General features: G+C 57.4%; 22 protein-coding genes. 14 read left to right on the top strand and 8 right to left on the bottom strand.

Translation table 11 applies throughout. The features are described 5' to 3' along the window. Positions 1 to 49 precede the first annotated feature (49 nt). The 13 genes from tssH to ABOK31_RS27085 all read left to right on the top strand — a co-directional run bounded on the left by tssH (position 50) and on the right by ABOK31_RS27085 (position 15,810). Entirely contained in the window at positions 50 to 2,797 is a 2,748-nt protein-coding gene (gene tssH / locus ABOK31_RS27145) for a type VI secretion system ATPase TssH (RefSeq protein ID WP_349959883.1), read from the top strand. 65 nt (positions 2,798 to 2,862) lie between these two features. Continuing rightward, positions 2,863 to 3,339: a type VI secretion system tube protein Hcp gene (locus tag ABOK31_RS27140; RefSeq protein ID WP_069613675.1), complete on the top strand. Its 477-nt coding sequence runs from the start codon at positions 2,863 to 2,865 to the stop codon at positions 3,337 to 3,339. Positions 3,340 to 3,456: 117 nt separating this feature from the next. Then, entirely contained in the window at positions 3,457 to 4,005 is a 549-nt protein-coding gene (locus ABOK31_RS27135) for a hypothetical protein (protein WP_349959880.1), read from the top strand. A 6-nt stretch (positions 4,006 to 4,011) separates the two neighbouring features. After that, positions 4,012 to 6,276 carry a type VI secretion system tip protein TssI/VgrG gene (gene tssI, locus ABOK31_RS27130; RefSeq protein ID WP_349959879.1) on the top strand — a complete coding sequence of 755 codons (2,265 nt, stop codon included), beginning with the start codon at positions 4,012 to 4,014 and terminating at the stop codon, positions 6,274 to 6,276. 14 nt (positions 6,277 to 6,290) lie between these two features. Continuing rightward, positions 6,291 to 7,403, top strand: coding sequence for a DUF2169 domain-containing protein (locus ABOK31_RS27125; protein ID WP_349959876.1), 1,113 nt, complete (start codon positions 6,291 to 6,293; stop codon positions 7,401 to 7,403). Between the two features lie 80 nt (positions 7,404 to 7,483). Next, on the top strand, positions 7,484 to 8,959 hold the full coding sequence (locus tag ABOK31_RS27120; RefSeq protein ID WP_234910100.1) for a PAAR-like domain-containing protein: 1,476 nt from the start codon (positions 7,484 to 7,486) through the stop codon (positions 8,957 to 8,959). Between the two features lie 12 nt (positions 8,960 to 8,971). Then, entirely contained in the window at positions 8,972 to 9,970 is a 999-nt protein-coding gene (locus tag ABOK31_RS27115; protein ID WP_174171767.1) for a type VI immunity family protein, read from the top strand. A gap of 46 nt (positions 9,971 to 10,016) precedes the next feature. Continuing rightward, positions 10,017 to 10,370 carry a sulfurtransferase TusA family protein gene (locus ABOK31_RS27110; RefSeq protein ID WP_174171766.1) on the top strand — a complete coding sequence of 118 codons (354 nt, stop codon included), beginning with the start codon at positions 10,017 to 10,019 and terminating at the stop codon, positions 10,368 to 10,370. A 167-nt stretch (positions 10,371 to 10,537) separates the two neighbouring features. Beyond that, positions 10,538 to 11,035 (top strand): hypothetical protein, encoded by a 498-nt coding sequence (locus ABOK31_RS27105; protein ID WP_349959874.1) that lies wholly within the window; start codon positions 10,538 to 10,540, stop codon positions 11,033 to 11,035. A 452-nt stretch (positions 11,036 to 11,487) separates the two neighbouring features. Then, positions 11,488 to 12,552 (top strand): hypothetical protein, encoded by a 1,065-nt coding sequence (locus tag ABOK31_RS27100; RefSeq protein ID WP_349959872.1) that lies wholly within the window; start codon positions 11,488 to 11,490, stop codon positions 12,550 to 12,552. A gap of 90 nt (positions 12,553 to 12,642) precedes the next feature. Further along, a complete protein-coding gene (locus tag ABOK31_RS27095) occupies positions 12,643 to 13,386 on the top strand; it encodes a GAD-like domain-containing protein (RefSeq protein WP_349959870.1) in 744 nt (247 codons plus the stop codon). A gap of 95 nt (positions 13,387 to 13,481) precedes the next feature. Beyond that, entirely contained in the window at positions 13,482 to 14,648 is a 1,167-nt protein-coding gene (locus ABOK31_RS27090) for a hypothetical protein (RefSeq protein WP_349959868.1), read from the top strand. Positions 14,649 to 14,745: 97 nt separating this feature from the next. Continuing rightward, on the top strand, positions 14,746 to 15,810 hold the full coding sequence (locus ABOK31_RS27085; protein ID WP_349959866.1) for a hypothetical protein: 1,065 nt from the start codon (positions 14,746 to 14,748) through the stop codon (positions 15,808 to 15,810). 114 nt (positions 15,811 to 15,924) lie between these two features. Here the strand turns inward: ABOK31_RS27085 and dhaL (ABOK31_RS27080) are convergent, their stop codons facing one another. From dhaL (ABOK31_RS27080) to ABOK31_RS27045, 8 genes are all read right to left on the bottom strand, one after another. Further along, positions 15,925 to 16,581, bottom strand: coding sequence for a dihydroxyacetone kinase subunit DhaL (gene dhaL / locus ABOK31_RS27080; protein ID WP_174171763.1), 657 nt, complete (start codon positions 16,579 to 16,581; stop codon positions 15,925 to 15,927). Between the two features lie 55 nt (positions 16,582 to 16,636). Further along, positions 16,637 to 18,733, bottom strand: a complete 2,097-nt coding sequence (locus ABOK31_RS27075; protein WP_349959865.1) for a bifunctional sugar-binding transcriptional regulator/dihydroxyacetone kinase subunit DhaK — start codon at positions 18,731 to 18,733, stop codon at positions 16,637 to 16,639. 135 nt (positions 18,734 to 18,868) lie between these two features. Then, a complete protein-coding gene (gene dhaL, locus ABOK31_RS27070; protein ID WP_349959864.1) occupies positions 18,869 to 19,510 on the bottom strand; it encodes a dihydroxyacetone kinase subunit DhaL in 642 nt (213 codons plus the stop codon). 13 nt (positions 19,511 to 19,523) lie between these two features. Then, on the bottom strand, positions 19,524 to 20,516 hold the full coding sequence (locus ABOK31_RS27065) for a dihydroxyacetone kinase subunit DhaK (protein WP_349959861.1): 993 nt from the start codon (positions 20,514 to 20,516) through the stop codon (positions 19,524 to 19,526). 33 nt (positions 20,517 to 20,549) lie between these two features. Next, positions 20,550 to 21,323 (bottom strand): SDR family oxidoreductase, encoded by a 774-nt coding sequence (locus tag ABOK31_RS27060; protein ID WP_349959859.1) that lies wholly within the window; start codon positions 21,321 to 21,323, stop codon positions 20,550 to 20,552. 60 nt (positions 21,324 to 21,383) lie between these two features. Further along, the gene (locus ABOK31_RS27055; RefSeq protein ID WP_349959857.1) at positions 21,384 to 22,373 is read right to left on the bottom strand and encodes a substrate-binding domain-containing protein; all 990 of its coding nucleotides are present in this window, start codon (positions 22,371 to 22,373) and stop codon (positions 21,384 to 21,386) included. A gap of 85 nt (positions 22,374 to 22,458) precedes the next feature. Then, positions 22,459 to 23,463, bottom strand: coding sequence for an ABC transporter permease (locus ABOK31_RS27050; protein WP_349959855.1), 1,005 nt, complete (start codon positions 23,461 to 23,463; stop codon positions 22,459 to 22,461). A 56-nt stretch (positions 23,464 to 23,519) separates the two neighbouring features. Continuing rightward, positions 23,520 to 24,998, bottom strand: coding sequence for a sugar ABC transporter ATP-binding protein (locus ABOK31_RS27045; RefSeq protein WP_349959853.1), 1,479 nt, complete (start codon positions 24,996 to 24,998; stop codon positions 23,520 to 23,522). A 466-nt stretch (positions 24,999 to 25,464) separates the two neighbouring features. On the opposite strand from ABOK31_RS27045, the gene ABOK31_RS27040 reads away from it, so the two are divergent. Then, positions 25,465 to 25,986: an NAD(P)H-dependent oxidoreductase gene (locus ABOK31_RS27040; RefSeq protein ID WP_349959852.1), complete on the top strand. Its 522-nt coding sequence runs from the start codon at positions 25,465 to 25,467 to the stop codon at positions 25,984 to 25,986. Positions 25,987 to 26,090: the final 104 nt, after the last annotated feature.

The following is a 26,090-nucleotide window of genomic DNA, read 5'->3' as shown; positions in this document are numbered from 1 at the left end:
CGATTTGGAGGGTGTAGTTGAAATGAAACCACAAGGAGGAAACTTCTAGGTGTCGAACATCGATCTCAATCGTCTGATCAGAACGCTTGAGCCCGCATTGCGCGTCGGTCTCGAGGCTGCAGCGTCACTTGCAGCACGTGATCGCCATGCAAATGTCGATGTCGCACATTGGATACTATCATTGCTGGATATATCTGAAGTTTGCTCTTTGTTTGAAGAACTTAGCGTTCCTTCTGCAACGCTCCGCACTGAGCTTGATAGCGCCATCGCCGACTTGCCGAGGGGCGATGGTGCCGCGTTGGTGCTCTCTCAAAATCTGCTTGCTCTGATGCGCGAGGCGTGGCTTGTCTCGTCGCTTCAATGTGGGCGGAACAGCATCACCCTCGCTGATCTTCTGACCGCGCTGAGCGATGACCAGTCGCTGCGAATCATGGCGCGAGGCATGGCACCTTCGCTGCGCAGCATTGATCGCACCGCGCTCGAAAAAAAGTTGAACGCGGTTTCCACTCCCAGCGGCACATCTTCGCCGTCACAGAATTCCGAGGCTGTTGCCGCTGCCGGCGAAAATGAATTCCTGCGCCTGTACACGCGCGATATGACAGCCGATGCAAGGGGTGGTCGTGTTGATCCGGTCATCGGTCGCGATCGTGAGCTGCGCCAGGTCATCGATATCCTGATGCGCCGCCGTCAGAACAATCCGATGCTGGTCGGCGAGGCAGGTGTCGGCAAGACCGCCGTTGCAGAGGCGCTGGCGCTGGAGATCGCCGCCGGCAACGTGCCGGATATGCTGAAGCCGGTACGGATTCTCCTTCTCGATCTCAGCCTGCTGCAGGCTGGCGCCGGCGTGAAAGGCGAATTCGAGCGCCGCTTGCACGGCGTTGTCGCGGCCGTACGTGCCTCGGTGGAGCCGATCATCCTGTTCATCGACGAGGCGCATGGCTTGATCGGTGCCGGCGGACAGGCCGGGCAGGGCGATGCCGCCAATATTCTGAAGCCGGCGCTGGCACGCGGCGAGCTCAGGACGATCGCAGCGACGACTTGGAGCGAATACAAGCGCTACATCGAGAAGGATGCGGCGCTGACCCGACGCTTCCAGGTCGTTCAGGTGCTTGAGCCCGACGAGGAAACAGCAATCCGCATGTTGCGCGGCGTGGTCGGCAGCTTCAAAGCCCATCACAAGGTGCGCATTCGAGATGAGGCGCTGGCGGCGGCTGTTCGCCTTTCGGCCCGCTATATTCCGGCGCGGCAATTGCCCGACAAGGCGATCAGCCTTATCGATACCGCAGCCGCCGCTGTCTCTCTGGCGCGTCAGACCGTTCCCGAAGCGCTGAAGGGATTGCGCAACGAGCAGGAAATGCTCGAGGTTGAGGCCACCGCACTTTCCGCCGAGCCGCCGACATCGGATATTGTCGAGCGCCTTGCCGTCATCGAGAGCGAAAAGCACGAAGTGGCAAGCGAGATCGAGCGGCTGCAGGCCAAGCTCGATGCTGAAATCAGGCTGTCGGGTGAGGCGGATCGCATCGAAGCCGCGCTTGCCGATCCCAATGCTCAGCAGGCCGAAGATGGTGTTCGTTCGCACGGCGACAATGTCGCCCTCTTCCCGCCCAACGGTTCATCCGTTGACGTTGCTCGCGCAGCCCTTGTACAGGCGGAACGCAGCCTTGCCGACGTTGCCGGCGAAACGCCGCTGGTTCCCCGCGTGGTCGACAAGGAAGTGATCGCCGGGATCGTCGCGCGCTGGACCGGCATTCCCGTCGGCAAACTGCTGTCCGACCAGGTTGAAACCGTCAAGACGCTCGATGCAAGGCTGAAGGAGCGTGTGCTCGGACAGGATAACGCAATTGCGCGGATTTCGGCTGCGATGCGGTCCGCACGTGCCGGCCTTTCCGATCCACGCCGCCCGCCCGCCGTCTTCCTGCTTGTTGGCATGTCAGGAACCGGCAAGACCGAGACAGCGCTTTCGCTGGCCGATCTTCTTTATGGCGGCAGCCAGTATCTGACGACCATCAACATGTCCGAGTTCAAGGAGGAGCATAAGGTTTCGCTGCTGCTCGGATCGCCGCCCGGCTACGTCGGCTACGGTGAAGGTGGCGTGCTGACCGAGGCCGTGCGCCGTCGGCCTTATGGCGTCCTGCTGCTGGATGAGATCGACAAGGCGCATCCGGGCGTCCAGGAAGTGTTCTACCAGGTCTTCGACAAGGGAACGCTGCGCGACGGTGAAGGCCGCGACATCGATTTCAAGAACACCACTATCGTGATGACGGCCAATACCGGCTCGGAACTGCTCGCAGCCTTGGCTGCTGATCCGGAAACCATGCCCGAGGGCGAGGCGCTGGAAGCGCTGCTGCTTCCCGAATTGCAGAAGTACTTCAAGCCGGCCTTTGTCGGCCGTACGACCGTTCTGCCCTTCATGCCGTTGAATGGCGAGACGCTGAGCGGGATCGTCGACATCCAGATCGGCCGCATCCGTGATCGCGTCGCTGCGTCGTATGGCACCAGCGTTTCGCTTGCCCCCGAAGCCCGCAAGGCGCTGGTCGGCCGCGCCAAGGCGAGCGAAATGGGCGCGCGCGCCATCGAAACCATGATTGGCCGCGATCTTTTGCCAGAGCTTTCGACCTTTTTCCTCGATGCTGTTGCGACGGGGCGCAAGGTTGGCGGCATCACCATAGGCTTTCACGACCATCGCTTTCTCATCGAGGAGAATACGGTGGGCGACAATGAATTCGCTGGCCCCGAGGAAGGCGGCACGGCGAATAAAGCAGCCCCGGACGAACACAGCGCCCGGATGCGGCATTAGACGGAAGGGTAACCCCGCCCTGCAGCGACAGGGCGAATTCAAATCTCAACAGGAGAGTTCAGAGCATGCCGATTTATCTGCAGATCGACGGAATTCAGGGCGATGCAACCCACGAGCAGCACAAGAAGTGGATGGACATCGAAGTCATCCACTGGAATGTTTCGCGTAACATGAAGACGTCAGCCGGTTCGGCTGCGAACCGCGAAGCTTCCGAGCCGACCGTTTCGGAAGTTATCCTGACCAAGGTCAGCGATTCCTCGTCGACGAAGCTGTTCCAGGAAGCATGCTCGGGCCGTACCGGCAAGCAGGCCGTGATCCATCTGGTAACGACCGGCAACCCGGGAGATACCTACATCGAGTACACGCTCACCAACACGCTGATCGCCAGCTACTCGGTCGATTCCAACGGCGACCGCCCGGTCGAAACGATCAAGCTCAACTTCACCAAGATGGAAGTGAAGTACACGCCTTACGACGACTCGCAGACGCCGCAGTCGCCGATGATCGCGTCTTACGACCTGGCAACGACCAAGGCTGCCTAACATTAACATCGCATTCCGGCGCGCTGGCATCAGCGCGCCGGAATCATGTCTGATGCCAAATCGCCGCGGTGGCTGCGATTGTCATGTTCCGGCAAACGTTTCTTAGTCGAGGTCGCCATGGTAGATTTTTTCGTTTCGTCACCGGCGCTGCAGATGGAGCCGGTGAAGCAAACCGATCTTCCGCCCGTCCGGCGTGCCGGCCGCGGCCCATCCTACGATTATTTTTCCTATCAGAACGGCCCGCGAGAATTCGCGGCACGGGGCCAGGCTATGGGTGCCGCCGCATCGCTTTTCCGGATGTTCTCCGAAAAAGCCAACGAGATGTCGCTGACGCATTGGCTCCAGAGATGGCTGCGCAACAATGAAGCGCACATCATTCGCGAAATGGATACCAACCACCATTCGGTGTTCGTTGCGCAATTCAATTATTCCGTCAGCGACGGCGAAACACGGGTCTTGATGGCGCGCGGCGCCTATTTGCTTGGCACGGTGCCGAAACGTGCCGATATCGGCAAGATCCTGACACCGCAGGTACTTTACGGTCCCGGCATGCACGAGACGCTGCCGAACGGCACCCTGTTCCAGATGGTCTATCTCGTCGGTGGCCGCAAGCAGCAGATCGGCAGCGCCGGCAATATAGGCTCGGCAAACTCACTGTTAGGATAAGCGCAGATGAACGATCAGCCCTCGGCCAACGATTTCATCCAGGCGACCCGAAATCTTCGGGTCTCATCGCCGCTTGGTACGGACCAGCTCCTGCCCGAGCGGGTGATGATAACGGAAGGTGTATCGTCGCTCTTCGACATTAAGCTCTTCGTGCGCGCCAAGCGCGAGGTCATTCAGCCGGAGGAATTGATCGGTCGCCTGATCGACATCTCGCTGGAGGTTCAGCAGGTCGAAGATGGCGGCGACGGTGTTCGCCGTCCCTTCAACGGTCTCGTGACGGCCCTTCAGGAAGGGCCTCCAATCACACGTGGCTTGCGCTCCTATTCGATGGTGCTGAAGCCGCAGATGTGGCTTTTGTCGCAGCGTTCCGACTGCCGCATATGGATGGACAAGACCAGCATCGATATCGTCGAGACGCTCTTTTCCGAACACGGTATTCCCGCCCCGGATGTTTCCGGCGTCGTGACACCGCCTCCGCCGCAGCATTACTCCGTGCAGTGGAATGAGACGGATCTGGATTATCTGACGCGCCGCTTCGAGGAAGACGGTCTCTTCTACTGGTTTTCGCATGAGGAAGGCAGCCACCGGCTGCATGTTGCCGATGGCGCCAACTCCTGGGCGGGGCCGTCCCCCTCTGCGCAGGGTGAAGCCAGAGTGCGTCTTGCCCAAGGCTCGACGGACCGCAACCACATCAACGATTGGATGAAGCATTACGCTTACGTCCCCGGACAGCGCGCCGGCGCTGACTGGAATTTCGAGACGCCGCAGATGGTGCCAGGCACCACGACACCTTCACTGGTGCAGATGCCGGGCGCAATGAAGAGCGAGCTTTACGAATACCCGGCCCGCATTTCATCGGTCGCTGAGGCCGAGCGGGCACAGAAGCTGCGCATGCAGGCGAGCGAGGCCGATCACAATCGGGTCGTGGGGCGATCGTCATCACGCATATTGGAGGCCGGCCGGCGGTTTACGCCCTATGAGGTGGCGCATCCCGAGCATGTTTATGAAGAACATGTCATCGTGCGCGCGACGCATTTCGCCGTCGATCCGTCCTATGAAACCAACATGGATCAGCCAGAATATACCAACGAATTCGAAGCCGTGCCGTCGCGCGTCGCGGTGACGCCGCATCGCAAGACCGAGCGGCCACGGATCCGCGGCACGCAGGTCGCGATCGTCGCCGGCCCTTCCGGAGAGGAAATCCATCCCGATCAGTATGGCCGCATCAAGCTCTGGTATCCCTGGGATCGCCGCGCCAAGAAGGATGGATCGGATACCTGCTGGGTGCGCGTCGCCCAGAGCTGGGCTGGCGGCACATGGGGCGGCCAGGTCATCCCCCGCATAGGCATGGAAGTCATGGTCGCCTTCATCGACGGCGATCCGGACCGGCCGTTGGTGACCGGCGTGGTGCCGAACCCGAGCAATGGCGTGCCCTACGATCTGCCTGGGAATAAGACCCGCATGGTCATGCGCTCCAATACCCATAAGGGCACCGGCTTCAACGAGATGACTTTCGAGGACGATGCCGGCCGCGAAAACATGTTCTTCCACGCCCAGAAGGACCAGACGACGCGCATCCGCAACGACCGCACCAAACGCGTCGACCGCCACGAAGTCGCCTCCATCGGCGGCAACCGCGCCGTCGAAGTGAGCGGCAACCAGAAGCACGAGATCGGCGGATCGGTGAATACAGTGGTCGGCGGTACGGGGCCGATGGCCATGGCGTTGATGGGGGCGGTGCAGGGATTGTCCGGTCATACGGCCGGATTGCTGGCACAGGCAGGCCAGATTGCCGGTGGCGGCGGCGCAGGTCTCACCGCCTTCGCGGGGACAGTTGCTTCCTCGGCACTGGGTTTCTTAGGGGCTGGTGGTCTTGGCAGCCGGGAAGGCGTTGTTTCAGGGCTTAATCCAAGGGCGGATGCCGGCACGGATCTTGCCGGATCAGGCACGGGAGTGGGGGATGCCGCAGGCGGCCTATTCCCGCTTCCGGGCATCATGAACACCGTTGTCGGCGCCTTTAAGTCCGACACGATCGGTATCGCACGCGCCGAGCAGATCGGTATGAGCAAGGTCACGAATGTCGGTCAGACCTCGCTGGAGAGCGTGGGCAAATTCAAGAAAATCGCAGTTGGTGAGGAGTTCGTTATCGAATGCGGCGACTCCAAGTTCATCATGAAATCCAATGGTGAAGTGATCATTCTCGGTAAGAATTTCAATTTCGTCGCCTCCGAGCATTTTCAGATGCGCGGCAAGCCCATCGATCATAACTGAGGTCAGTTTCGTCCATGGAACTGATTAACCGTACTCCGCTGCGTGCCTTCGCTTTTCGTCAGTTCGATCGGAATGGTGATCTCGATTGTGTCGTTGCCGTTCGAGGCACCTTCCTCCATCGACAGGGGCGGCCAGTCGCGCTGGCCGCAAGTCAGGAGGATTTCCAATGGACCGACAGCTATGCTGGCGATCCTCATGAGGGGATCATGCTTCGCCAGACCGACCTGACGCCGGAAAAGCCGGGCACGGACATTACGTTCTTGGGCAAAGCCTATGCGCCGGGCGGCAGGGACGCACCAAGCTGGACTTGTTCACTACGAGTTGGCGTAAAGGAAAAGGCCCTGCGGGTATATGGCAGGCGCCATTGGCGGCCCGTATTTCGAGATGGATGGGCGGGGTTTTCTGCTGATCGACCGAAACACGTCCTGCAACATTGGAAGCTTGATGAGCCCATCCCGACAACCCAGGTCGCCATCGATTGGCATCACGCCTATGGAGGCATGGTGCCGGGAACGGGCAATGCTGAGCAGGGCATTCCTTCCGATGTCGAGCCGGCCAATCCGCTCGGTTGTGGCATCGTAGATCCTTATTGCAGCGATGAAGCCATGATAGTGGAGGCCCCTTCGGTCACGGCTATCGATGAGGCGAGCCTCGATTGGCGGACACCTTATCGACCCGAGGGTTTCGGTCCCATTCCTCCATGGTGGCGTCCCCGGCAGCAATATACCGGCACTTATGATGATGACTGGTTGGCTAGTCGCCATCCACTATTACCCTCCGACTTCGATCCGCGTTTCTGGCAATGTGCGCATCCCGACCTCATCGCTCAGCCTTGGCTTAAAGGCGATGAAGATTATGCCCTGAATAACCTTCACCCCAATTTGCCAGAAGCGTATGGACGCCTGCCTGCCGTCACACTCGGCGTTCGATGCCAGCAGGAGGGCGAGGATAAATGGTTTCTCTTTAACCTCGACGGCGTGCAGTTCGACTGGCGAGACAGTGAAACAATCTTCTTGACTTGGCGGGCTCGTTTTCCGTTACCAGAAGCGGACGGCGCACGCTTGACGGTCAACCGTGTGGTGTTCTCCCAAGAGCAGAGACAGCAAGCGGAGGCCAGTGACGCATGAGTCTCACCCCGCCCAAGGACAATTATGCCGGCGAACCACAGTATCCATCTCCGTGGACGACAAGCCGACCGCGAGAGGGATTGCGTGACAACGATGCCGCACGCATCGTCTCGCTGTCGCCGGATGTCTGCAAGACACCGATCGGCTCCTCGACGCCACCCATTCCATATCCCGTGGTCGATTTTTGCGGTCACGATGAGAACTATACGGAGTCCGTGCGCTTTACCAGTCAGAAGGTCATGGTGCTGCGTTCCAATACTTGCCACGTTCACGGTGATGAGCCGGGCCAAGCGAAGGGCGTGAAATCAGGAACGGTGGAAGGCATTTGTCAACCCATCGAAGGCGCTGACTTGGTGCGTGCCGAGGGGTCCCCGATCATCACGCATCTGCACCGTTTCGACATGAACAACAGGAACACGGTGGGTGAGGCGTATTTTGTCCGCGACACAGCGACCTATCCGACACTCACGGACAATGATCCTGTGCCGGGATCATTGCGATCGGCTGGTTTTGGCGATCTTAACGAGGCTTTCGGTCCGGCGACGTCCTTGCCTCCCGGCTCTTACCAGATTGCACAAGCTGCGACAGGAACGATGACGGATGCAGGCGGAGGGTTAGGAGCAGGCGGCTCATCGAGAAACACTACGACTGTCCCACAATCCGGTGGTGCGACAACCACCGTGCCAGGGTCATGGACGTCGAGGTTGCTTCGCTGGAGCATCTTCGGGCGAGCTGAATCCACGGCCAACATGCTGAACGAGCTAACTGGTGGAGCCGTTAATCGGCAACGCATCGAGAATCAACTTCATGAATTCGACTACTACGCTACCACGCCGAACCAGGGGCTAACTACCGAACAGATGGCCATTTGGGCAAAAGGCGCGGCCGAAGTGCGTGCGACGGCGCTGCCAGCTGGCGATATGGACGCCTTTGACGCAATTAGGAAGAAGACCGTCGAGGCTGTCGTCTCGTCCGCAGCGCGGGATAAAGCAAAGGCAGCAGCCACAACCGCCACCAACGTTCGAGTGTCCGCCCAGCGGGAGGCCTGCGACGATATCTGTAAAATGGCCTGCGAATGCATGAAGGACAGGCAGGGCGCGCAGACCTACACCGAATGTGTGGCGCAAAAAATACGAGAAAATAATTACGATCCGAAGAACGGCACCTATCCGGACGGGACTCCACGTTATCCGAAAAGCCCGACGGCGGATGGTCCTCGTCCCGAAGTAAGTTATGATCCTAACAACGGTTACGAGGCTGCGGAAAGTCAGGGGCCTGACACCAAGGGCATGCCATCCAGCCAATATCCTAAGCGCGGGATGCCGCGACCGGATATCTCCTGGTGGAAAGACGGCAAGCTGTGGAAGATATTCGAACTCAAATTTCCAAAGGCCGGCGGTGGTGTAGATGGGCAGACTCCTATGCAGGCCGATGGTGCATATGAAGAGATTGCGCGGAAGAATAAGCTGAACCCAAGAAAAGACCTGATCAATCTCGATATCGAAGAGGACTGCGACTGCGAGTCCGGCAAAGCAAAGCCTGAAGCTCCCTGTTAAAAGGAATGGCGCATGGAATATCCGCAAGACCTGAAACTGGACCCAAAAGATATCGAGGAGCGTGGTGTTCTACGGTCAGGGAGTAAGCACAACATTCGTTCTCGCGTCGGTATCTTGCTGTCGATCTATTTTCTCGATGGATGGAAGAAGGAGAAACGACAGGCTTTGCTTGATAGCCTGCAAGACTATTTGGCCGTGTTCACCGATAAGATCACACACTTTCAGCCTTATGGCGACGGTAACAGTAAGCGAATGCAGCGATACAAAGGGGTAGGAATTCCTGAAGATTTTACAAGTATCGGCGATCTGGGCAGCTCCGAAACCGCCTATCTGTTCTTTAAACATGTGGATATGGCGGAAACTGACGATCCCTCGTTCTATTTGTTCATGGCGTTTGGGCATGAGAAAGGGACGAGAAGGCCTCTTTCGGGACTGAAGGTGTACTTCCCCCCCAGCTTCGTTTTCGAAGATCCAGATCGTTATGTCGCATTCGTGACGCGGTGGTGCGATCGGCTTGGTGCAATCCATGGCTCCTCCGGTTTGGGAGCCTTGTCCCGACCCGGTGTCGAGCTGATGGAGGATGCCTACTACTACCCATGGTTGATGCAGTATCCAGGTCTGGAGTATGATGCGATGGGAACATATTGGTCAGAGTGCAGTGAAGGTGGCTATGAGCGGCCTCGCTCTTCAAACTGGTTGACCATCCTCGGATCGGCTAGCGTTGACGCTCTTGGCGGCGAAGACACGATGATCCGTGAAAGGCTGACACCTGATATTGACGTGAAGCGATATTCGGATGGGGTCGTTCTACGAGCTGGAAAGCTTCCCATACTCGGAACAGCCGAGACAGGCGGTATTCCCAAAACCTATCAAACGGTTGCCCGCTTCATCCAGCCGATCCGATTTGAAGATTATCAATACGGCATTTTGAAACTCCCGAGAGCCATGCAGGATTTGGATGACGAGGCATATCTTGCCTACACATTGAACTGGCTCAGGCGTTTCGACTAGTGAGCCGAAATAAATCGCCTGGAAGTTGCTTGAGCGAGGGAATCCGATGTCCGACATTCGTCCTGTCGAATTTGACTGGTCTGATGAATGTATCGATGAAGCCGATCTGCAGGCTATTGTCGATGCCTATCTTCGCTCAGATCGGGAGAGGAAAGACGCTCTCTGTGCTGCGGCTGGCATAGCGTATATAGCGGATACGCGCGGTCTGCGTTGTCCCTTTCCAGTACGAGAGATGCGGAGCGTTCTGATATCGATGTCCTACGGAGATAAAATTGTCCTTCTGACCGATGATCCCGTGGCAAAAATCGACATACCCCATGCGGTGATGGAGGATAGCAACTACTTGAGGGTCAGGATCGGCATAGAGACAGCAGAAGTATTTCTTATCGAGAAATCCTGATCATCGAGAAAAAGCTCCCTCGAAAGCAGGGAAATATCCGTGATGAAGCCCTTCGATCCATATCGCCTCTATGCCGCCGTGATTCCGATGGACGTCCCGTCATCCACGCGCTCAGCGTCGAGGGCGAGGTCTACACCCTACCGGCAGACGACCGGAAGCCTTCGAAGATGAAAATCGGCGGCGCAGGAGTCTATTCCGACGATGCTACCGATCTCGGATATGTCAATGCGATCACGCGGATCTGCGAGGCCTTTTTCGTTACCGGTCATCACTCACAACTCTACCGCATCGCCGATGGCAGCTGGGACTGGTTCCATAAGGGAAAACTACCGCAAGCGCCGGAAACCTACGACTATCTCATCTATGGCGATCTGGTTGGTGGTTCGGAAGATGATATTTACATGGGCGTCATTTTGTCTCCCACGAGTATGAACAGACCGTTGACCGAAGAGGAAGAGGCGGAAATGAGGAGGCATATGCCATCAGAGAGGCGGACGAAGGTCCCAGTCGCGTCAACGAAGGCCGACTTTATCATTGGAACGGTCAAGAATGGCGGGTTGTTGCCACGCCACGATCCGGAAAGTTCTATCCCGAACCGGCGACGCTCGCCGATATCTTCATCGAGACGAAAGGCAAGGTCTGGGCCGTCGGCGGCAATGGCGTGATCCTGGTAGGGAACGCCGAAAGCGGGTTTCAGGACGTTTCTTTCAAAGGAGATAGCGAAAAACTGATTTCCATCACCACGTTCAATGACCGGATGGTCGTCGCCTCAGACTATGCCTTGCACTGGTTCGACGGGCATCTTTTGTCTCCTCTCAAGCCCGTTCTTGATCCGATAATCAACCGAAATATCCCCACGCCGATCAAAGTTCAGGCCGTCGACGACATCCTTTATACTTCGATGCAAAACACGGCGTGCATAGCTTTGACGGCGAAGACTGGGCCGAGATCGCAATCCCTTCGGAATTGCTGCAGCGTGATTTCAAGGGCTTGCCGCCGAAGTGGTGAGAAAGCTTTAGGCTGCTCCATACATAGCGCAGCGCGGATTATTCAGCTTATACCAACCGACACTTGATGCGCTGTCTTCTGGTGCCATTTCAGGAGCGAATTTAAAATAATGAGCGAGAAGCTAAAGATCGAATTTACCCGCGCCTGCGCTTTCTCCGAGAATGTCTTGATCATCAATGCCGTGTTGGAAACATCGGACACGTATGATCCTGACTGCCGGATCTATCGTTTTGAGCATGACGGTAAAGTTGGCGAACAATGGTACTATGACAACTTTAATTTCCACATGCAGGACATAACGTTGTTCCGCAATTCGGATATCGATGCTGCGATTGATTATCTGACCTACATGTCTTCGGAGGGCGACGTATACCACGCGTGGCGAGAGGGTAATTTTCGCGAGAAAATAAAAGGGGCTGGGACTTGGGTCGATGACGCTAAGGGCTACGGTCGCATGTTTGCTATCTCACAGATAGGAAATAGGCTTTATGCTGCGGGTGATGGCGGGCAATTCTACATGCGCCATGGACGAGATGACTGGCGTTTTGTGACAGACAGCTTGCTCTTTGATCCGGTGAAGTATCGAGAGCAACGCAAAAATCGTCCCAAGACAGATGATCCGGATTATTTATCCTGGTTGATGGAATCTAAGAAAAGCAAGCCGCGCAACGTTTTATTTAATGGTGTCAAAGGTATCGATGAAGACGCGATCTATTTATGTGGAGAAGAGGGTAGCAAACCAATCCTCTGCTTCTGGGATGGCGATACGCTTCATGAACTGAATACGCACCTTCCGGAGGCGGCTCTCACCGGAATATACATAGAGAACTCCGACAGTATCTGGGTGTGCGGCCGAGAAGGCGTGTTGTTGCACGGCAGCTATGCACGCGGCTTTACGCCGGTTTCGTTGCGACCGCAGCATAATCTTTTTCATATGATTACACCCTATCGGGGCAAATTGGTCTTGCCATCGAGCACGCGTCCAGGTGGCCTCTTCGAGTTCGATCCGAAAACCTCCGATCTGAAGAGATTTTCACCCGCACTGCCGAAACTGCGCGGTGACTACATTTTTTATGCAGGCTGTATTGGTGATATTCTCTGGGTTGTCGGCCAGAAGGATATATTTCGCTTCGATGGAAGCGAATGGGAGCGGATCGAGCATCCGGATATCTAATTATCGCCTTGGTAAGCCTGTAAGTCGCAAAGACGAGAATGGGCTAACCAACCCGAATAGACATTGGCGAGAGCAATTTAGCGAGCTCATATGTCAGCCGACGAATTTCTTGCAGCGCGAGGTAAGCCGCGACAGGCAATGCAGGTTTCAGAGGCGGAAGCCGAGAGAGCCCGTGGTAGGGTTCCTGCGGATTTGATAGCCTTCTGGATGGAACACGGTGTCGGATATTACGCAGATCGTAACTATCATCTATGCATGCCATTCATCTTCGATGAGTATCTCGCAAACATACTGGACAATGCGCCGAACCTGCGAAGCGAGGATTTTGCTGCCATTGGATATTCAAGCTTGGGAGCAATCGATCTGTGGCACAGAAAGGGACGTCATTTCACCCTTTCGTTAGACGTTGCTCTTTTGATGGATTTGACAAGCCGCAAGGAAACTGATCCTCCGCCGCATGATTTACATGAGCTATACAGTCTTGCAGGGATTGATATGCCAGAGAATGCGATAGAATTATTCCTGGAGGCTCGGAAGGCGCCAGAGGATATATGGAATATTATGATGAGCGCAACTTCACTCGACGCTTATAAATTTGTCGAGGACGAAAATGGTCGCCAGCTCTTACCGCAGCTGCGCAAGGTTCATGGTCCCTTGTCGGAAAGGGAAGTGTATCTTCGCGAAAATCCCGAGCTAGCGAATGTGACGACGTCCTATCGGCGAATGAAGCTGGCGGAACTGCTTGGCCGACGTCCTGGCTCGGTGCATTATTCATTTGCAGTTGAGATTGATGGACACCAGGATATCGTCGACGAGATCATCCCGGTTGTCTAACCGAGCCGATAGGCACTCATGTAGACGCGGATGCGATGAAATGGAGTTCTACGAACATCCGGCCGGCATTTCCTTAGGCAAGGGAAATCTGAACCATGACCGATATATTGGATGATGAGGAGAACTTCGAAGAGCTTTATGGTGAATGGAATCCGAAGCTCTATGGTGCGGCCATGGCCGATAATGGTCGCTATTTCGCGGCTCTGGTTGGCGGTCCGCGTTGGGACGATCCCTATACGATTATCCTCATGCGTGACGTTATCGGACAAACCTTCTCTCGCTCAGACGTTCGGCGGGAGCTCCGTGATATCCAAGTGCTGCCTGCGAAGGATAAGGATGCCGCGCCGTCCTATGTGGCGATCAGCCTCAACGGCGACATATATGTTGTGGGTCCTCGGGGGTCAGAACATTCGGTCATTCCAGGTACCCGGGCCGAATCTGAGGCTGCGCCGGACATTGAATTTAACTCGATCCTTCCATTTGATGACCGCTGGCTAGTCGCGGGAAGCGATGGCTTCCTGAAACTCGGCAAGGGTGAAATCTGGGAAGAGGCGGCTCCGCCCTTGAAATCAGAATATCCCTACCGCGAGCCAAAATGGTCGATTCTTGGCGCCAACGGCGAAGGCAATATCTTTGTGGTTGCAACTCAGGCCGTGGATACACGGCACTTTAATCTCTATCCGGGCCATCCCCTGTATCGCAAGGACATGAGCGGAGACGAAGTGCTCACGCTTCAGAGAAAGCTGTCGGCGGAACGAAATGCCTTTCCTCAGCTGACGACGCTTTTCACTGGCAGGCCTGACGCTTGGAAAAAGCACGAATTGCCACCGCGCATAGCCAGCGCAATATCCGACTACCCCTATGTCGCGAGTTTTGTAAGCGGAGTGAACGGTAGCGACTACGTCATAGGTTCGGACGGACTTGTAATGGAGGGTGTCCCTCCAAGAGGTCTTTCGGAGATTTCGTCAGTTCCCGATCGAGAAAAAAACTTCTTTGGCGGGGCGTTGTGGCAACGCAACCTAGTTCTTATCGCTGATTCAGAATTGTTCCGTTTTGATGGTCATCTCGCGAAGACCTTTACACCGAAGGTAAAGATTAAGCTCGGGTCTCGGAGAGTTCAGCCGTCTGCTATTTTTGCCCGCAACGAAAAGCTCTATGTCTTCGACTACGGCCTTCGCTATTTCATTTTTGACGGCCAAGAATGGGTTCAGCGAGATATACCGGCGGGCCTCTCAGAACGGCCATTTAAAGGGAGTAGATAGAGGCCTTGGTGTTGGCGCGCGGACAGACATTTCTTCAGATTCTGGTCTTTGATACAGCCATTTATGCTGGGGCCATTTCGGGAGCGAACTCAAAATAGTGATCGAGAAACTTAAGTTAGAATTTACACGTGCCTGCGCTCGATCCGACAATGTCGTGATTATTAATGCGGTGCAGGAGATATCAGACACTTATGATCCTGATTGCCGAATTTACCGCTTTGAGCATGACGGGGAGCCCGGCAAGCAATGGTACTATGACAACTTCAATTTCCACATGCAGGACATCACGTTGTTCCGCAATCCGGATGTTGATCCGACGACCGATTATCTAACTTACATGTCCTCTGAAGGCGACGTCTATCATGCATGGTGGAAGGGCAATTTTCGCGAGAAAATTCATGGCGCCGGAAGTTGGGCCGATGACGCTAAGAGCTATGGCCGACTACTGTCGATCGCGTCTATAGAAGACGTATTATATGCTACCGGAGCGGGCGGCCAAATTTACATACGCGACGGGCGCGATGATTGGCGTCTTTTGACGGATAAGCTTCTATATGATCCCGAAGCTCATCGTAAAGTCACTGCAGAAGCTCCCGATACAACTGATCCCAAATTTCTCGATTGGTTGATGAATTCTGAAAAGGATGAGCCGCGAAATGTCTATTTCAATTGCATAAGAGGTGTAAGTGCTGACGCAATATACATTTGCGGAGAGGAAGGCACGAAGCCAATTCTATGCTTTTGGGACGGCGCCGAACTGCATGAGCTGAATACCCACCTTCCGGAGGCAGCTCTCACTGGAATATACATAGAAAACTCCGACAGTATCTGGATCTGTGGTCGAGAAGGCGTGTTGCTGCACGGTAGCTATGCTCGCGGCTTTACGCCGGTTTCGTTGCGACCGCAGCATAATCTTTTTCATATGATTACACCCTATCGAGGCAAATTGGTCTTGCCATCGAGCACGCGTCCGGGTGGGCTCTTCGAGCTTGATCCGAAAACCTCCGATCTGAAGAGATTTTCACCCGCATTGCCGAAATTGCGCGGCGACTACATTTTTTATGCGGGCTGCATTGGCGATATTCTCTGGGTTGTCGGTCAGAAGGATATTTTCCGTTTCGATGGAGCCGAGTGGGAGCGGATTGAGCATCCTGATCTTTAGTTATTGTCTCCATAAACCTTGAAAGTCAGAAGGACGGGAGCTGGTTAACCAATATCGGGCAGGCATTGACGAGCGCATTTTAGCCAGGTCATCTGTCAGTAGGCTGCTAGTCGCTCAACCATCCACATTACCCCCCACAAACGTATCCCGCATCGCTCGCAGAATAATCACCGCCGAAGCCGCTCCCGGATCGATATGCCCAAGCGACCGTTCTCCCAGCCGCGCCGCGCGGCCGCGGGCGGCAATCATGGAGCTCGTGGAGTTTGCTCCGGTTTCGGCCGCTTCGAGGATGGCGTTCCACATGGCGGTGACATCGTTTGAATGCGCCCTTGCGTTGATTGCTGCCTCGGCGGCGGGAACCCATGCGTCGAGCATGGTCTTGTCGCCGCGCTGACCCTTGCCGCGTTGCTGGATGCCAGCCCTCATTTCGTCGACGATCATCGCCTGGCAGGCCGGAGAGAGAGATTGATCCGTTGTCAGCGCCTGCGAAGCGCGGCGAAAGGCCGTGGCATAAAGCGGACCGGTCGAGGCGCCGACCGCATCGAGGAAGGCTGACGCTGCGACGGAGAAGATTTCCGAGGGCAATGCCTGGGCAAGATCGAGCTTTGCCAGCTCGGCATTCACCGCCATGAAGCCGAGCGCCATGGTGATGCCGTGATCGGCGTCGCCGATTGCACCATCCAGCTCGGAGAGCCGGTCCTTTTCGGCATTGATGGCGATCGATATGCGCTGGAACATCGTGCCCAGGCATCGCGCGGCTTTTTCCGACATCGTCTTCCTCCCGGTCCCAGCCATTTTGATTGTCGCTGGGCACATTCTTGTAGGTTCATCCGATCTTCAAAGCGAAGGTGTCGCATGGATGGCGCAGCATATCAGTCAGCTCCTGATCGAGATGCAGGATGGATATGGATGCGCCGGTCATGTCGAGCGACGTGCAATAATGCCCAACCCAGTTCGCCTCGATCTTGATGTCTTTTGCGCTCAAGCGCTGCTCGACGCGGCGGAACAGGATGTAGAGTTCCATCAACGGCGTCGCGCCGAAGGAGTTTATGAGGACGGCGACGCGATCGCCCGCTGCGGGCTTCATTTCGGAGAATATCCGGTCCATCACGCGGTCGGTGATCTCGTCGGCCGTCATCATCCTTTCGCGGGTGACGCCGCGTTCGCCGTGAATGCCCATGCCGAATTCGATATCGTCGGGGCCGATCTCGAAATTGTGGCGGCGTGTCTGCGGCAGCGAGCAGGGCTCCAGCGCGACACCCATGGTAAAGGTGCGGTCATTCGCCTTGCGCGTCACTGCCTCACAAGCATCGAGCGACAGGCCCTTGTCGCAGGCAGCACCCGCAATCTTGAAGATGAAGAAGTTGCCGGCAACACCGCGCCGCCCCTCGCGATCTTCGATCGGCGAGGAGGAGATATCGTCCGTCGTCAAGACGGTGCGCACATCGATCTGCTGCTCCTGCGCCATTTCGGCGGCCATCTCGAAGTTCATGACGTCGCCGGCATAATTGCCATAGACGAAGAGCACGCCTTGCCCGCCGGAAGAGGCCTTGGCGCATTCGAGGATAGGTGTCGGCGGTGGCGAGGAAAAGATGTTGCCGATGGCGACGGCATCGGCAAGGCCCTTGCCGACATAGCCGAGGAAGCAGGGCTCATGCCCCGTGCCGCCGCCGATCACCAGGCCAACCTTACCAGCTCTTGGACCATTGCGTGCCACCAGCGCGCGGTTCGATCCCTTGATCGGCGCGATATGCGACGCGTGTGCCTTGACGATACCCTCGAGCATTTCGTCGACGACATCGTCAGGGTTGTTGAGGAACTTCTTGATGTGCGTTCGGTAGCTGCAGGGCAGGGCAACGCTGTTGTCCGTTCGCGGGCGCTGCTGGGCTTTCTGGTCGAATTCGGTGACACCGTCTGCATTGAGGATGCCTCGACCCGTGGCAGCATCGGTAATCAGGACGTTGATGTATCCGCCGCGCAAGGCGGCAAGGATTGCCGGCACCTTGTCGAAGCCGCCGGCAACGGCGATCCGCAGGCCGATGGATTTCAGCATGTCGAGGGATATGCCGATGGTGCGATCGTCAAGCGGCCCGGCAACCGGCTGGCCTTTCGCATCGATGAAGCGCCCGGCGAGAACGCCGACGGCATTCTTCGCGAGATAGTCCTGCAGCGAGACAGACTCGAAGAAGCCGCTGCTATGAATCGTGGAATTCGGCCGCAGAGACGCTACGCCGAAAATTGCCTTGTTGGCTTTGGAGAGCGTGGCAAACTGATCCTCGACCAGCGGCTCGCGCAGCAGGATCTCGCGAACCTCCGGGGTCGAGACGATGGCGGGCGCCGTGATGTTGATGAGCTTGCCATCGGTTGCGTTAGCGAAGGCGGCCGCGCAAAGTTCCGGCGTATAGGCGAAGCGCGCACGCGTGCCGCCGGTCGCCTGGACGATGGTGACGTCCTGCAGGTTCGGCACGTTGGCCTGCTCAGCGACGGCCAAAACAGTCCGACCCCAGGCGACGGCAAGCGTGTCGCCGGATTTCAGGAGCCTGGCAATCGCCTGTGCACCGGCGGTTCCGAGGCGGTCGATCAGCGGCCGGGAGCCGTCATCGCTCGGCACGACGAGACAGTCATGCAGGCCGAAATGCCGCTTGAGTTCCTGGGCGATGGAGAGCGAGCTCAGCCGCGACGGCTCGAGCGAGATATTGACGATGCCCCGGCTGCGGGCATCGGCGAGATAGCTGTTCACGGTCGCTCGCGAAATGCCCATGATCTCGGCGATATCGCCCTGGGTCTTGCCATCTTCATAATAGAGCCAGCAGGCCCAGACGTAAGGGTCGTCGCCATAGCGCAGCGGCATGCTGTCGGACGCATCAGGCACGCCCGCTTTGCTTGCACTATGTTTGCCGACCGAAGATGCCTTGCCCGTCATGACGATTCACTGTCCCCATTTTCCGCCAGAGGATGGAAGCATTGGCGCAGGTTTGCAAATGCTTCTTCTTCGAAGGGAGCGGCGCGCGCGACCCCGTGGTGGAGCACGAGATCGCGCAGCCTTGGGAGAGCCTTGTTACTGAAGGCGCGCGCGTGCGCCCTCGGAAAGCTCCTTCAGGATGATTGCGCAAGAGGTCGCGCCCGCGTCCAGCACGCCAAGCGAGCGCTCGCCCAGCCGGCTGGCGCGGCCAATCTTGGCAACGAGATTGAGCGTCGAGTCACGACCGGCCTCGGCTGCTGCGACCAATGCGTCGAGTGCATCGGCGAAAGATTTGCCGGCTGCATTGGCGGCGTCGAACGCTTCGATCGCCGGAACCAGCGTATCGAGCAGCGTCTTGTCGCCGACCTTGGCCGATCCGATCGACTGAATGCCTTCAAGCCCGGCATGCAATGCCTTGCTGTAGGCTGCGCTATCGATGGCCTCTATGCCTTCGAGCTTTTCGGCAATCTCGGTGAACATGACGCCGTAGAGCGGACCCATGGAGCCGCCGATTTCGGTCATCAGCACCGTGCCCAGCGTGTCGAGCGACGCTGACAGCGATTGGTTCTTGCCCTTCAGGCGCTCGGCGGCCATGCCGAAGCCCTTGGCCATGTTGACGCCGTGGTCGCCATCGCCGATCTTGCCGTCGATCTCGCTGAGATAGGCACGATTCTCGACGATGCGCTCGGCCATCGTCAAGACGATATCGCCAGCCGTCGCGTTGTTGAATGTCTGCATGCGTACGTCCCCCTCAGAGCAGCGTCGTGCACTTGACCTCGACGTTGAGAAGCTCTTTCAGCTCGTCGTCGAGCGCCATCACGGTCAGCGTCGCGCCGACCATTTCGAGCGATGTGAAGTAGTTGCCGATATAGGTCTTGTAGATCTTCAGGCCCCGTTCCGAGATCTTTGCCTCGATCGTATCGTTCAAGATGTAGAGCTCGTTGACCGGTGTCGCACCGAGACCCGATACGAGGACCGCCACCTCCGTTCCGGCGGCCAGATTATGATCGTCGAGCACGATCTGGCACATGTCCTCGGCAATCTCTGCAGCCGTCTTCAGCGGCTCGACGCGAACGCCGGGTTCGCCATGATGGCCGATACCGACTTCCATCGTGCCAGGCTCGATCTGGAAATTCGGATGACCGACGGCGGGCAGGGTACAGGGACCGAGACCGATGCCGACGGAACGGCAACTGTCGATGGCCTTCTGCGCGGCCACACGGACTTCCTCAAGGCTTGCTCCCTTGGAGGCTTTGGCGCCGCCAACCTTCCACATGAAGATTTCGCCGGCGACACCGCGGCGCTTCTCGCGCTCCTCAGGCGGTGCCGAGCAGACATCGTCGTTGGCGACCACGGTTGCGACTTCGATGCCGTCTTTTGCTGCGAGTTTCGTCGCCATCTTCACGTTCATGTTGTCGCCGGCATAGTTGCCATAAAGGCAGATAACGCCGCGGCCGCCATTGGCTTCACGAATGGCATCGTGGAAGCTCTTGGCCGTCGGAGACGAAAAAAGCTCGCCGACTGCGACCGCATCCAGCAAGTTTTTGCCGGTATAGCCGATGAAAGCCGGCTCATGGCCCGAACCGCCGCCGGTGATCACGCCGACCTTACCGGCATGTGGGGCAGCCTTGGCAACGACGACGCGCGGATTTTCGGCGACACGAACGATATCCGAGTGTGCCTTGATGAAGCCTTTTACAGTATCTTCAACGACTTCATCGGGATTGTTGATGAACCGCTGCATGGTCTCTCCTGTCGAATTGTCGAGCGTTTGCGCTCAAAGAATGGTGTAGCCGCCGTCGATCAGCAGATCGGCGCCGTTGATCATCTCCGCGCCGGACGACGAGAGGAAAACAGCCGCGGCTGCGATCTCCTCCGGAAAAGCGAAGCGGCCAGTGGGGATGCGCTTCTTGGCGGCCTCGCCCTTTTCACCGGCCCAGGCCTTCTTGCCGAGCTCGGTCAGCACGATGGTCGGCGAAATGGTGTTGACGTTGATGCCATGCTTGCCCCATTCGGCGGCAAAGGTCTTGGACATGCCGATCACGCCGAACTTGGAGGCGCAGTAGGCAACATGCTCTTCGATAGCGACCGTGCCGGCCTGCGACGCGAGATTGACGATCTTACCGCCCTTGCCGGCGGCGATCATGGCGCGGCCCACGGCCTGCGTGACGAGGAACGTACCCTTGAGATTGATGTTGATCGTCTTGTCCCAATAGTCGAGCGGCAGATCCTCGGCAGGGGCAAGGAAGACGACACCGGCGCTGTTTACGGCGATATCGATGCCGCCGAATTGTGCGACGACGTCGCTGACAGCCTTGTTGACCGAAGCCGGATCGGACACGTCACAGACGAATGCCTCAGCGCCACCGCCGATTTCGGATGCCTTGGCTTTCGCCATGTCGACATTGATATCGAGGACGGCGACCTTTGCACCCTTGGAAGCGAATGCTGCCGCGATTGCAGCGCCGATGCCGGAGCCGCCGCCCGTAATAAGCGCTGTCTTGCCTGAGAGCGGGAAGTTCAAATCAATGTCTGGGGATGTCTCGGTCATCTTCTTCAAGCCTCTGTCTTGGGGGTGAGACGGGGCGAAGTTCGCCCCGTCGCATTGATCTTACTTGCGGGTTTCAAGCAGCTTGTCGACGTTTTCTGCCGTTACCGGGGTCCACGGAACATTATAGTTCTTCTCCTTGCCGTCGTTAAACGGCATGGCCGGATACTGTTCCCAGATCTTGGATTCCGGCTTGTAGTTACCCTTCTTGGCGGCAAAGATCGCGAGGTCGAGGGCGCCCTGGGCTTGCGCGCTGGCGTCCTGCAGGATGGAGGTCATCGTGCCGTCCTTGACGGCGTGGAGCGCATCGGTGATGCCGTCGATGCCAGCGATCGCGAAGTCCTTGACGTTGAGCTTGGCAGCCTTGATCGCCTCGATCGCGCCGAGGGCCATCTCGTCGTTCTGGCCGATAACACCATTGATCTGGCCGGGGTGCGAGGTCAGCCAGTTTTCCATCAGCGTCTGGGCTTCAGCACGCGACCAGTTTGCGGTCTGGTCTTCCAGCACCTTGACATTCGGGCACTCGGCAAGCGCCTTCTTGTTGCCTTCGAGGCGCGAGATCTGCGCCGACTGGCCGATCGGGCCTTCGAGGATGACCACGTTGCCCTTGCAGCCGATCTTGTCGAGAACTGTCTTGGCTTCCATGTAGCCGGAGATGGTGTCATCGGAGCCGACATAGGAGGTCAGGAGATCGGAGTTGACGCGCGTGTTCGAGCCGACGACGGGGATGCCGGCGTCGTGAGCGGCCTGTACGGCTGTCGCTGCAGCTTCGATATCGATCGGCACGAAGATGATCGCGTCGAACTTCTGCGTGATCATCGTGTTGACCTGTTCCTGCTGCACGAGCGCATCGTAGCGGCCGTCGAAGATGGTCAGGTCGACATCCCCGTTCTTGACGGCGGGATGTTCCTTCAGCGCTGCCGACCAGATCTGCATGAACTCGGCATTGAGGCCATAGGGCGCCGCGCCGATCTTTAGTTTCTTATCCTGGGCGAGGGCGGGTGACGCCAGAAGTGCGGTTGCAGCAGCAAGTGCAATCAATAATTTTTTCATTATAAGTCTCCTCCGTTGAAAGTCCGGCCGTCGCCTTGACGCGCCGTTTGGTTTTCCGAGTGCGGACACTGGAATTTCATTGGGCTCAGCCGCCCAAATTTCTCTTCTGGTCGAGCATGACGGCGCCGACGATGAGCGCGCCCTTGAGAACCTGCTGGTAGTAGGACTGGATCCCCATGAGATCGAGGCCGTTGTTCATGACCCCGATGATCAATGCGCCGATCAGCGTGCCGGTGATGCGGCCGACACCGCCGGACAGGCTGGTGCCGCCGATGACGACAGCTGCGATCGCGTCGAGTTCATAGGCAATGCCGGCCTGCGGCAGGGCGGAGCCGGTGCGGGCAGCAAGGATCATGCCTGCAAGCCCGGAGAGGCCACCCGAAATCACATAGACGAGGAAGCGCAGCTTGCTGACATTGATGCCTGAGGTGATGGCCGCATGCGGATTGCCGCCGACGGCATAGATGTACCGGCCAAAGCGAGTGCGGTTCAAAACCCACCATGCGACGATGAAGACGATGGCAAGCAGGATGACCGGCATCGGGATCGACAATACGCTGCCTGTGCCGATCCAGCGGAAATCAGGTGTCAGCGCCGGAACCGGCTTGCCGCCGCCATAGATCAGCGTCAGGCCGCGGGCGGCGGAAAGCATGCCGAGCGTTGCGACGAAGGCGGGAACGGCAAAGCGCGAGACGATGAGGCCAACCACAGCGCCGCAGGCGACACCGACGAGCAGGCCGACGGCGAGCGCGACATAAGGCGGATAGGGTGCGCCGAGGATGCCGGCTGTCGCCGAGGTCGTTGCGAAGCTTGCGCTGACGATGCCGGTAAGGGCGACCACGGAGCCGACGGAAAGATCGATGCCGCGCGTCAGGATGACGAATGTCATGCCGATCGCCAGCACGCCGTTGATCGAGGTCTGCAGCAAGACGTTGGAAATGTTGCCGGCCGTCAGGAAATACTCATTCGAGAATGACAGGACGATAGCGAGCAACAGGAAGGCGAGAAAAATCCCGTATTCCTGAATAATCAACCTGCGCCGGTCCGAGCCGAACCACGAGTTGGATTGATTGTTGTCAGTGGCGGACATTGCAAATACCTCTTGTTGCCGGGCGCTTCATCTTTGGCTTCTTGCTTTTGTCGCCTTCAGGTCGACAGATGCACGAGCGACTGCGCGTCGGCCTCCTCCCTCTTGAGAATTCCGGCGGACCGTCCCTGCCGCATCACCAGGATGCGGTCGGACATGCCGAGAACCTCGTCTATTTCGGACGAGATCATGATGACGGTGCCGCCTTCGGCGGCGAAGTCGCAGATGATGCGATAGATCTCGCGCTTGGCGCCGACATCGACGCCGCGCGTCGGCTCATCCAGCAGCAGGACTTTCGGCTTGCGCAGGAACCATTTGCCGAGCACGACTTTCTGCTGATTGCCACCAGAAAGACCGGAGACCGGCATGCTGTCGCGCGCCGCCTTGATGCCAAAGTGCTTGATCATGTCCTGGCTGGCATCGGCTTCCGCTCGCCGATCCATCGAGAAGCGCGGGCTCATCTCGGGCAGGCTCGCCAGGCAGATGTTGTTGCGCACACTGTCGATCAGGTTGAGGCCGGTCAGTTTGCGATCTTCCGTGACGAAGGCGATGCCATGCTGCATGGCTTCGGCCGGCTTGCGCACGGTGATGGGCGCTCCTGCAAGCTTGATCTGGCCGCTGCTGACGGTATCGACACCGAAGATGCAGTTGAAGATTTCGGTGCGGCCGGAGCCCATCAGGCCGTAAATGCCGAAAATCTCGCCCTTGTGTGCGGTAAACGAGATGTCGTTGACTTTGCCTTCTGCGCTGAGGCCGCTGACTTCAAGCCCAGGCGTTGCCGTTGGCACATTGGTCTTGATGTATTCCTCGCCAAGCTCGCGGCCAACGATCATGCGGATGAGGCCGGGCCGATCGATATCGGCAAGCGCGCCGCTGCCGACATAGGACCCGTCGCGAAAGGCGGTGTAGGAATCGGCGATCTGGAAGATTTCCGACAGGCGATGCGAGACGTAGACGACGCCTTTGCCTTCCGCTTTCAACCTCTCGATAGTCGCAAAGAGCTGCTGCGCTTCTTTTTCACCGATCGCTGAGGTGGGCTCGTCCATGAAGATCACTTCGGCATCGTGGCTGAGCGCCTTGGCGATCTCGACCAGTTGAACCTGGGCGACCGAGAGGTTCATCATGAATTGCGTGGCGCGGATATTGAACTGCAGTCGGTCGAGGAGCGCCTGGGCATTGCGGTTCATCGTCTTGAAATCGATGCCGCCGAAGCGAGCAGACGGCTCGCGGCCGAGATAGATGTTCTCGGCGACGGTCATATGCGGGATCGGGCTGAGTTCCTGCTCGATGATGGCGATGCCGGCGGCAAGCGCTTCGGCCGGGCTTGCATAATCGACGTCCCTGCCGCGACGACGAATGGAGCCGGCATCGCGCTTGTGAATGCCCATCAGGATCTTGAGGAAAGTCGACTTGCCGGCGCCGTTGCCGCCACAGAGAGCATGGACGGAGCCGGGCCGCAGCTGAAAGCGGCCATCGCGCAATGCAGCGACGCCGCCAAAGGACTTCTTCAGCCCCTCTACTTCAAGCAGGAATTCCACTTTCCCCTCCGCACTCCGGATGCTGGAACAGGTCCCGACGACATCGTCGATCATCGTTCAGCGCCGATGTTGACAATATTCGAAGTGCTTTCGACAAATGTCAATATGATTGTGCGGAAATCATGTGGTCGCGGTATGGCGCGTTGCCGCCATTGAGAAAATTCTGCTTGAAGATATACAGGTAAGTATCTGTAATTATTACTGATTTTAAAGAATGCAATCTGTGCGGCGGCAGCAAATGAGCTGGCTTGGGAAATGCCGTTTTGACAGTGTGCGATGTAGGTGACATCGATGGAATGCAGCGATTACGCGGAAAAAGTCAGTTGTTGACGTGAAGAATCCGCTTAATCCTAAGGTGTAGTGCGGTTTCACGTAGTGCCACTCGCGACGGAGCAAGGCAGAGATGCAGCAACCGAAGATCACGATTCTGTCCTGCAGCATGGACCCGGAAAGCCGGAGTCGCCGGATGGCTCGTGAGGCAGAAAACCTATTGCGGGAAAAGGGGGCCGAGGTTGAGTTTATCGATCTTCAGGATCTCGAGTTGCCTGTATTCGACAACTTGAACTGCTATGAGCATCCTTCATACGACAGGCTGTATCGTGCAATTCGCGATGTGGATGGCGTGCTGCTCGCCGTGCCCATTTACAATTGGTCGGTGGGCAGTGTTGCCAAGAGCCTGATCGAGCTTACCGGTGCGACAGGTGCCGGCGGACGAAAATCGGCCTGGTTCGACCAGATCGTCACTTTCGTCTGTTCCGGTGGGCTCCCGCATAGCTATATGGCATATGGAAGCCTCGCCATGTCGCTGATGCTCGATTTCAAATGCGTGATCAATCCCTATGTCGTCTATGCCACGGAGAGGGATTGGATCGACGGCGCCATCCTTTCCGACGCTCTTGCGGCAAGGCTGCGGAAAACGATCGAGGTCAAGCTGGAGCTATCATCGGGCTTGAGATCCAGAACATATACCTCCGACTGGGAAATCTAATCGCCCTGTCCGCACCAATTGCATTCGATGCGCCCCATGTTAAGACTATTCGTATTATGACTTAACGTTGACTATAAGAAGTGGCTGCGGTTGAACAGCAGGAA

It is taken from the genome of Rhizobium sp. ZPR4 (assembly GCF_040215725.1).
GTDB classification, from domain to species: domain Bacteria; phylum Pseudomonadota; class Alphaproteobacteria; order Rhizobiales; family Rhizobiaceae; genus Rhizobium; species Rhizobium rhizogenes_D.
The sequence above is the reverse complement of the archived record's forward strand: the minus strand, read 5'-3'. Positions and strand labels throughout refer to the sequence as shown.

What these genes read in the sequence shown, in the direction of transcription:
- ABOK31_RS27140 (WP_069613675.1), top strand. Translation starts at nt 2,863, where the DNA reads ATGCCGATTTATCTGCAGATCGACGGAATTCAGGGCGATGCAACCCAC.
- ABOK31_RS27135 (WP_349959880.1), top strand. Translation starts at nt 3,457, where the DNA reads ATGGTAGATTTTTTCGTTTCGTCACCGGCGCTGCAGATGGAGCCGGTG.
- tssI (WP_349959879.1), top strand. Translation starts at nt 4,012, where the DNA reads ATGAACGATCAGCCCTCGGCCAACGATTTCATCCAGGCGACCCGAAAT.
- ABOK31_RS27125 (WP_349959876.1), top strand. Translation starts at nt 6,291, where the DNA reads ATGGAACTGATTAACCGTACTCCGCTGCGTGCCTTCGCTTTTCGTCAG.
- ABOK31_RS27115 (WP_174171767.1), top strand. Translation starts at nt 8,972, where the DNA reads ATGGAATATCCGCAAGACCTGAAACTGGACCCAAAAGATATCGAGGAG.
- ABOK31_RS27110 (WP_174171766.1), top strand. Translation starts at nt 10,017, where the DNA reads ATGTCCGACATTCGTCCTGTCGAATTTGACTGGTCTGATGAATGTATC.
- ABOK31_RS27105 (WP_349959874.1), top strand. Translation starts at nt 10,538, where the DNA reads ATGAAAATCGGCGGCGCAGGAGTCTATTCCGACGATGCTACCGATCTC.
- ABOK31_RS27100 (WP_349959872.1), top strand. Translation starts at nt 11,488, where the DNA reads ATGAGCGAGAAGCTAAAGATCGAATTTACCCGCGCCTGCGCTTTCTCC.
- ABOK31_RS27095 (WP_349959870.1), top strand. Translation starts at nt 12,643, where the DNA reads ATGTCAGCCGACGAATTTCTTGCAGCGCGAGGTAAGCCGCGACAGGCA.
- ABOK31_RS27090 (WP_349959868.1), top strand. Translation starts at nt 13,482, where the DNA reads ATGACCGATATATTGGATGATGAGGAGAACTTCGAAGAGCTTTATGGT.
- dhaL (WP_174171763.1), bottom strand. Translation starts at nt 16,581, where the DNA reads ATGTCGGAAAAAGCCGCGCGATGCCTGGGCACGATGTTCCAGCGCATA.
- ABOK31_RS27075 (WP_349959865.1), bottom strand. Translation starts at nt 18,733, where the DNA reads ATGACGGGCAAGGCATCTTCGGTCGGCAAACATAGTGCAAGCAAAGCG.
- dhaL (WP_349959864.1), bottom strand. Translation starts at nt 19,510, where the DNA reads ATGCAGACATTCAACAACGCGACGGCTGGCGATATCGTCTTGACGATG.
- ABOK31_RS27065 (WP_349959861.1), bottom strand. Translation starts at nt 20,516, where the DNA reads ATGCAGCGGTTCATCAACAATCCCGATGAAGTCGTTGAAGATACTGTA.
- ABOK31_RS27060 (WP_349959859.1), bottom strand. Translation starts at nt 21,323, where the DNA reads ATGACCGAGACATCCCCAGACATTGATTTGAACTTCCCGCTCTCAGGC.
- ABOK31_RS27055 (WP_349959857.1), bottom strand. Translation starts at nt 22,373, where the DNA reads ATGAAAAAATTATTGATTGCACTTGCTGCTGCAACCGCACTTCTGGCG.
- ABOK31_RS27050 (WP_349959855.1), bottom strand. Translation starts at nt 23,463, where the DNA reads ATGTCCGCCACTGACAACAATCAATCCAACTCGTGGTTCGGCTCGGAC.
- ABOK31_RS27040 (WP_349959852.1), top strand. Translation starts at nt 25,465, where the DNA reads ATGGCTCGTGAGGCAGAAAACCTATTGCGGGAAAAGGGGGCCGAGGTT.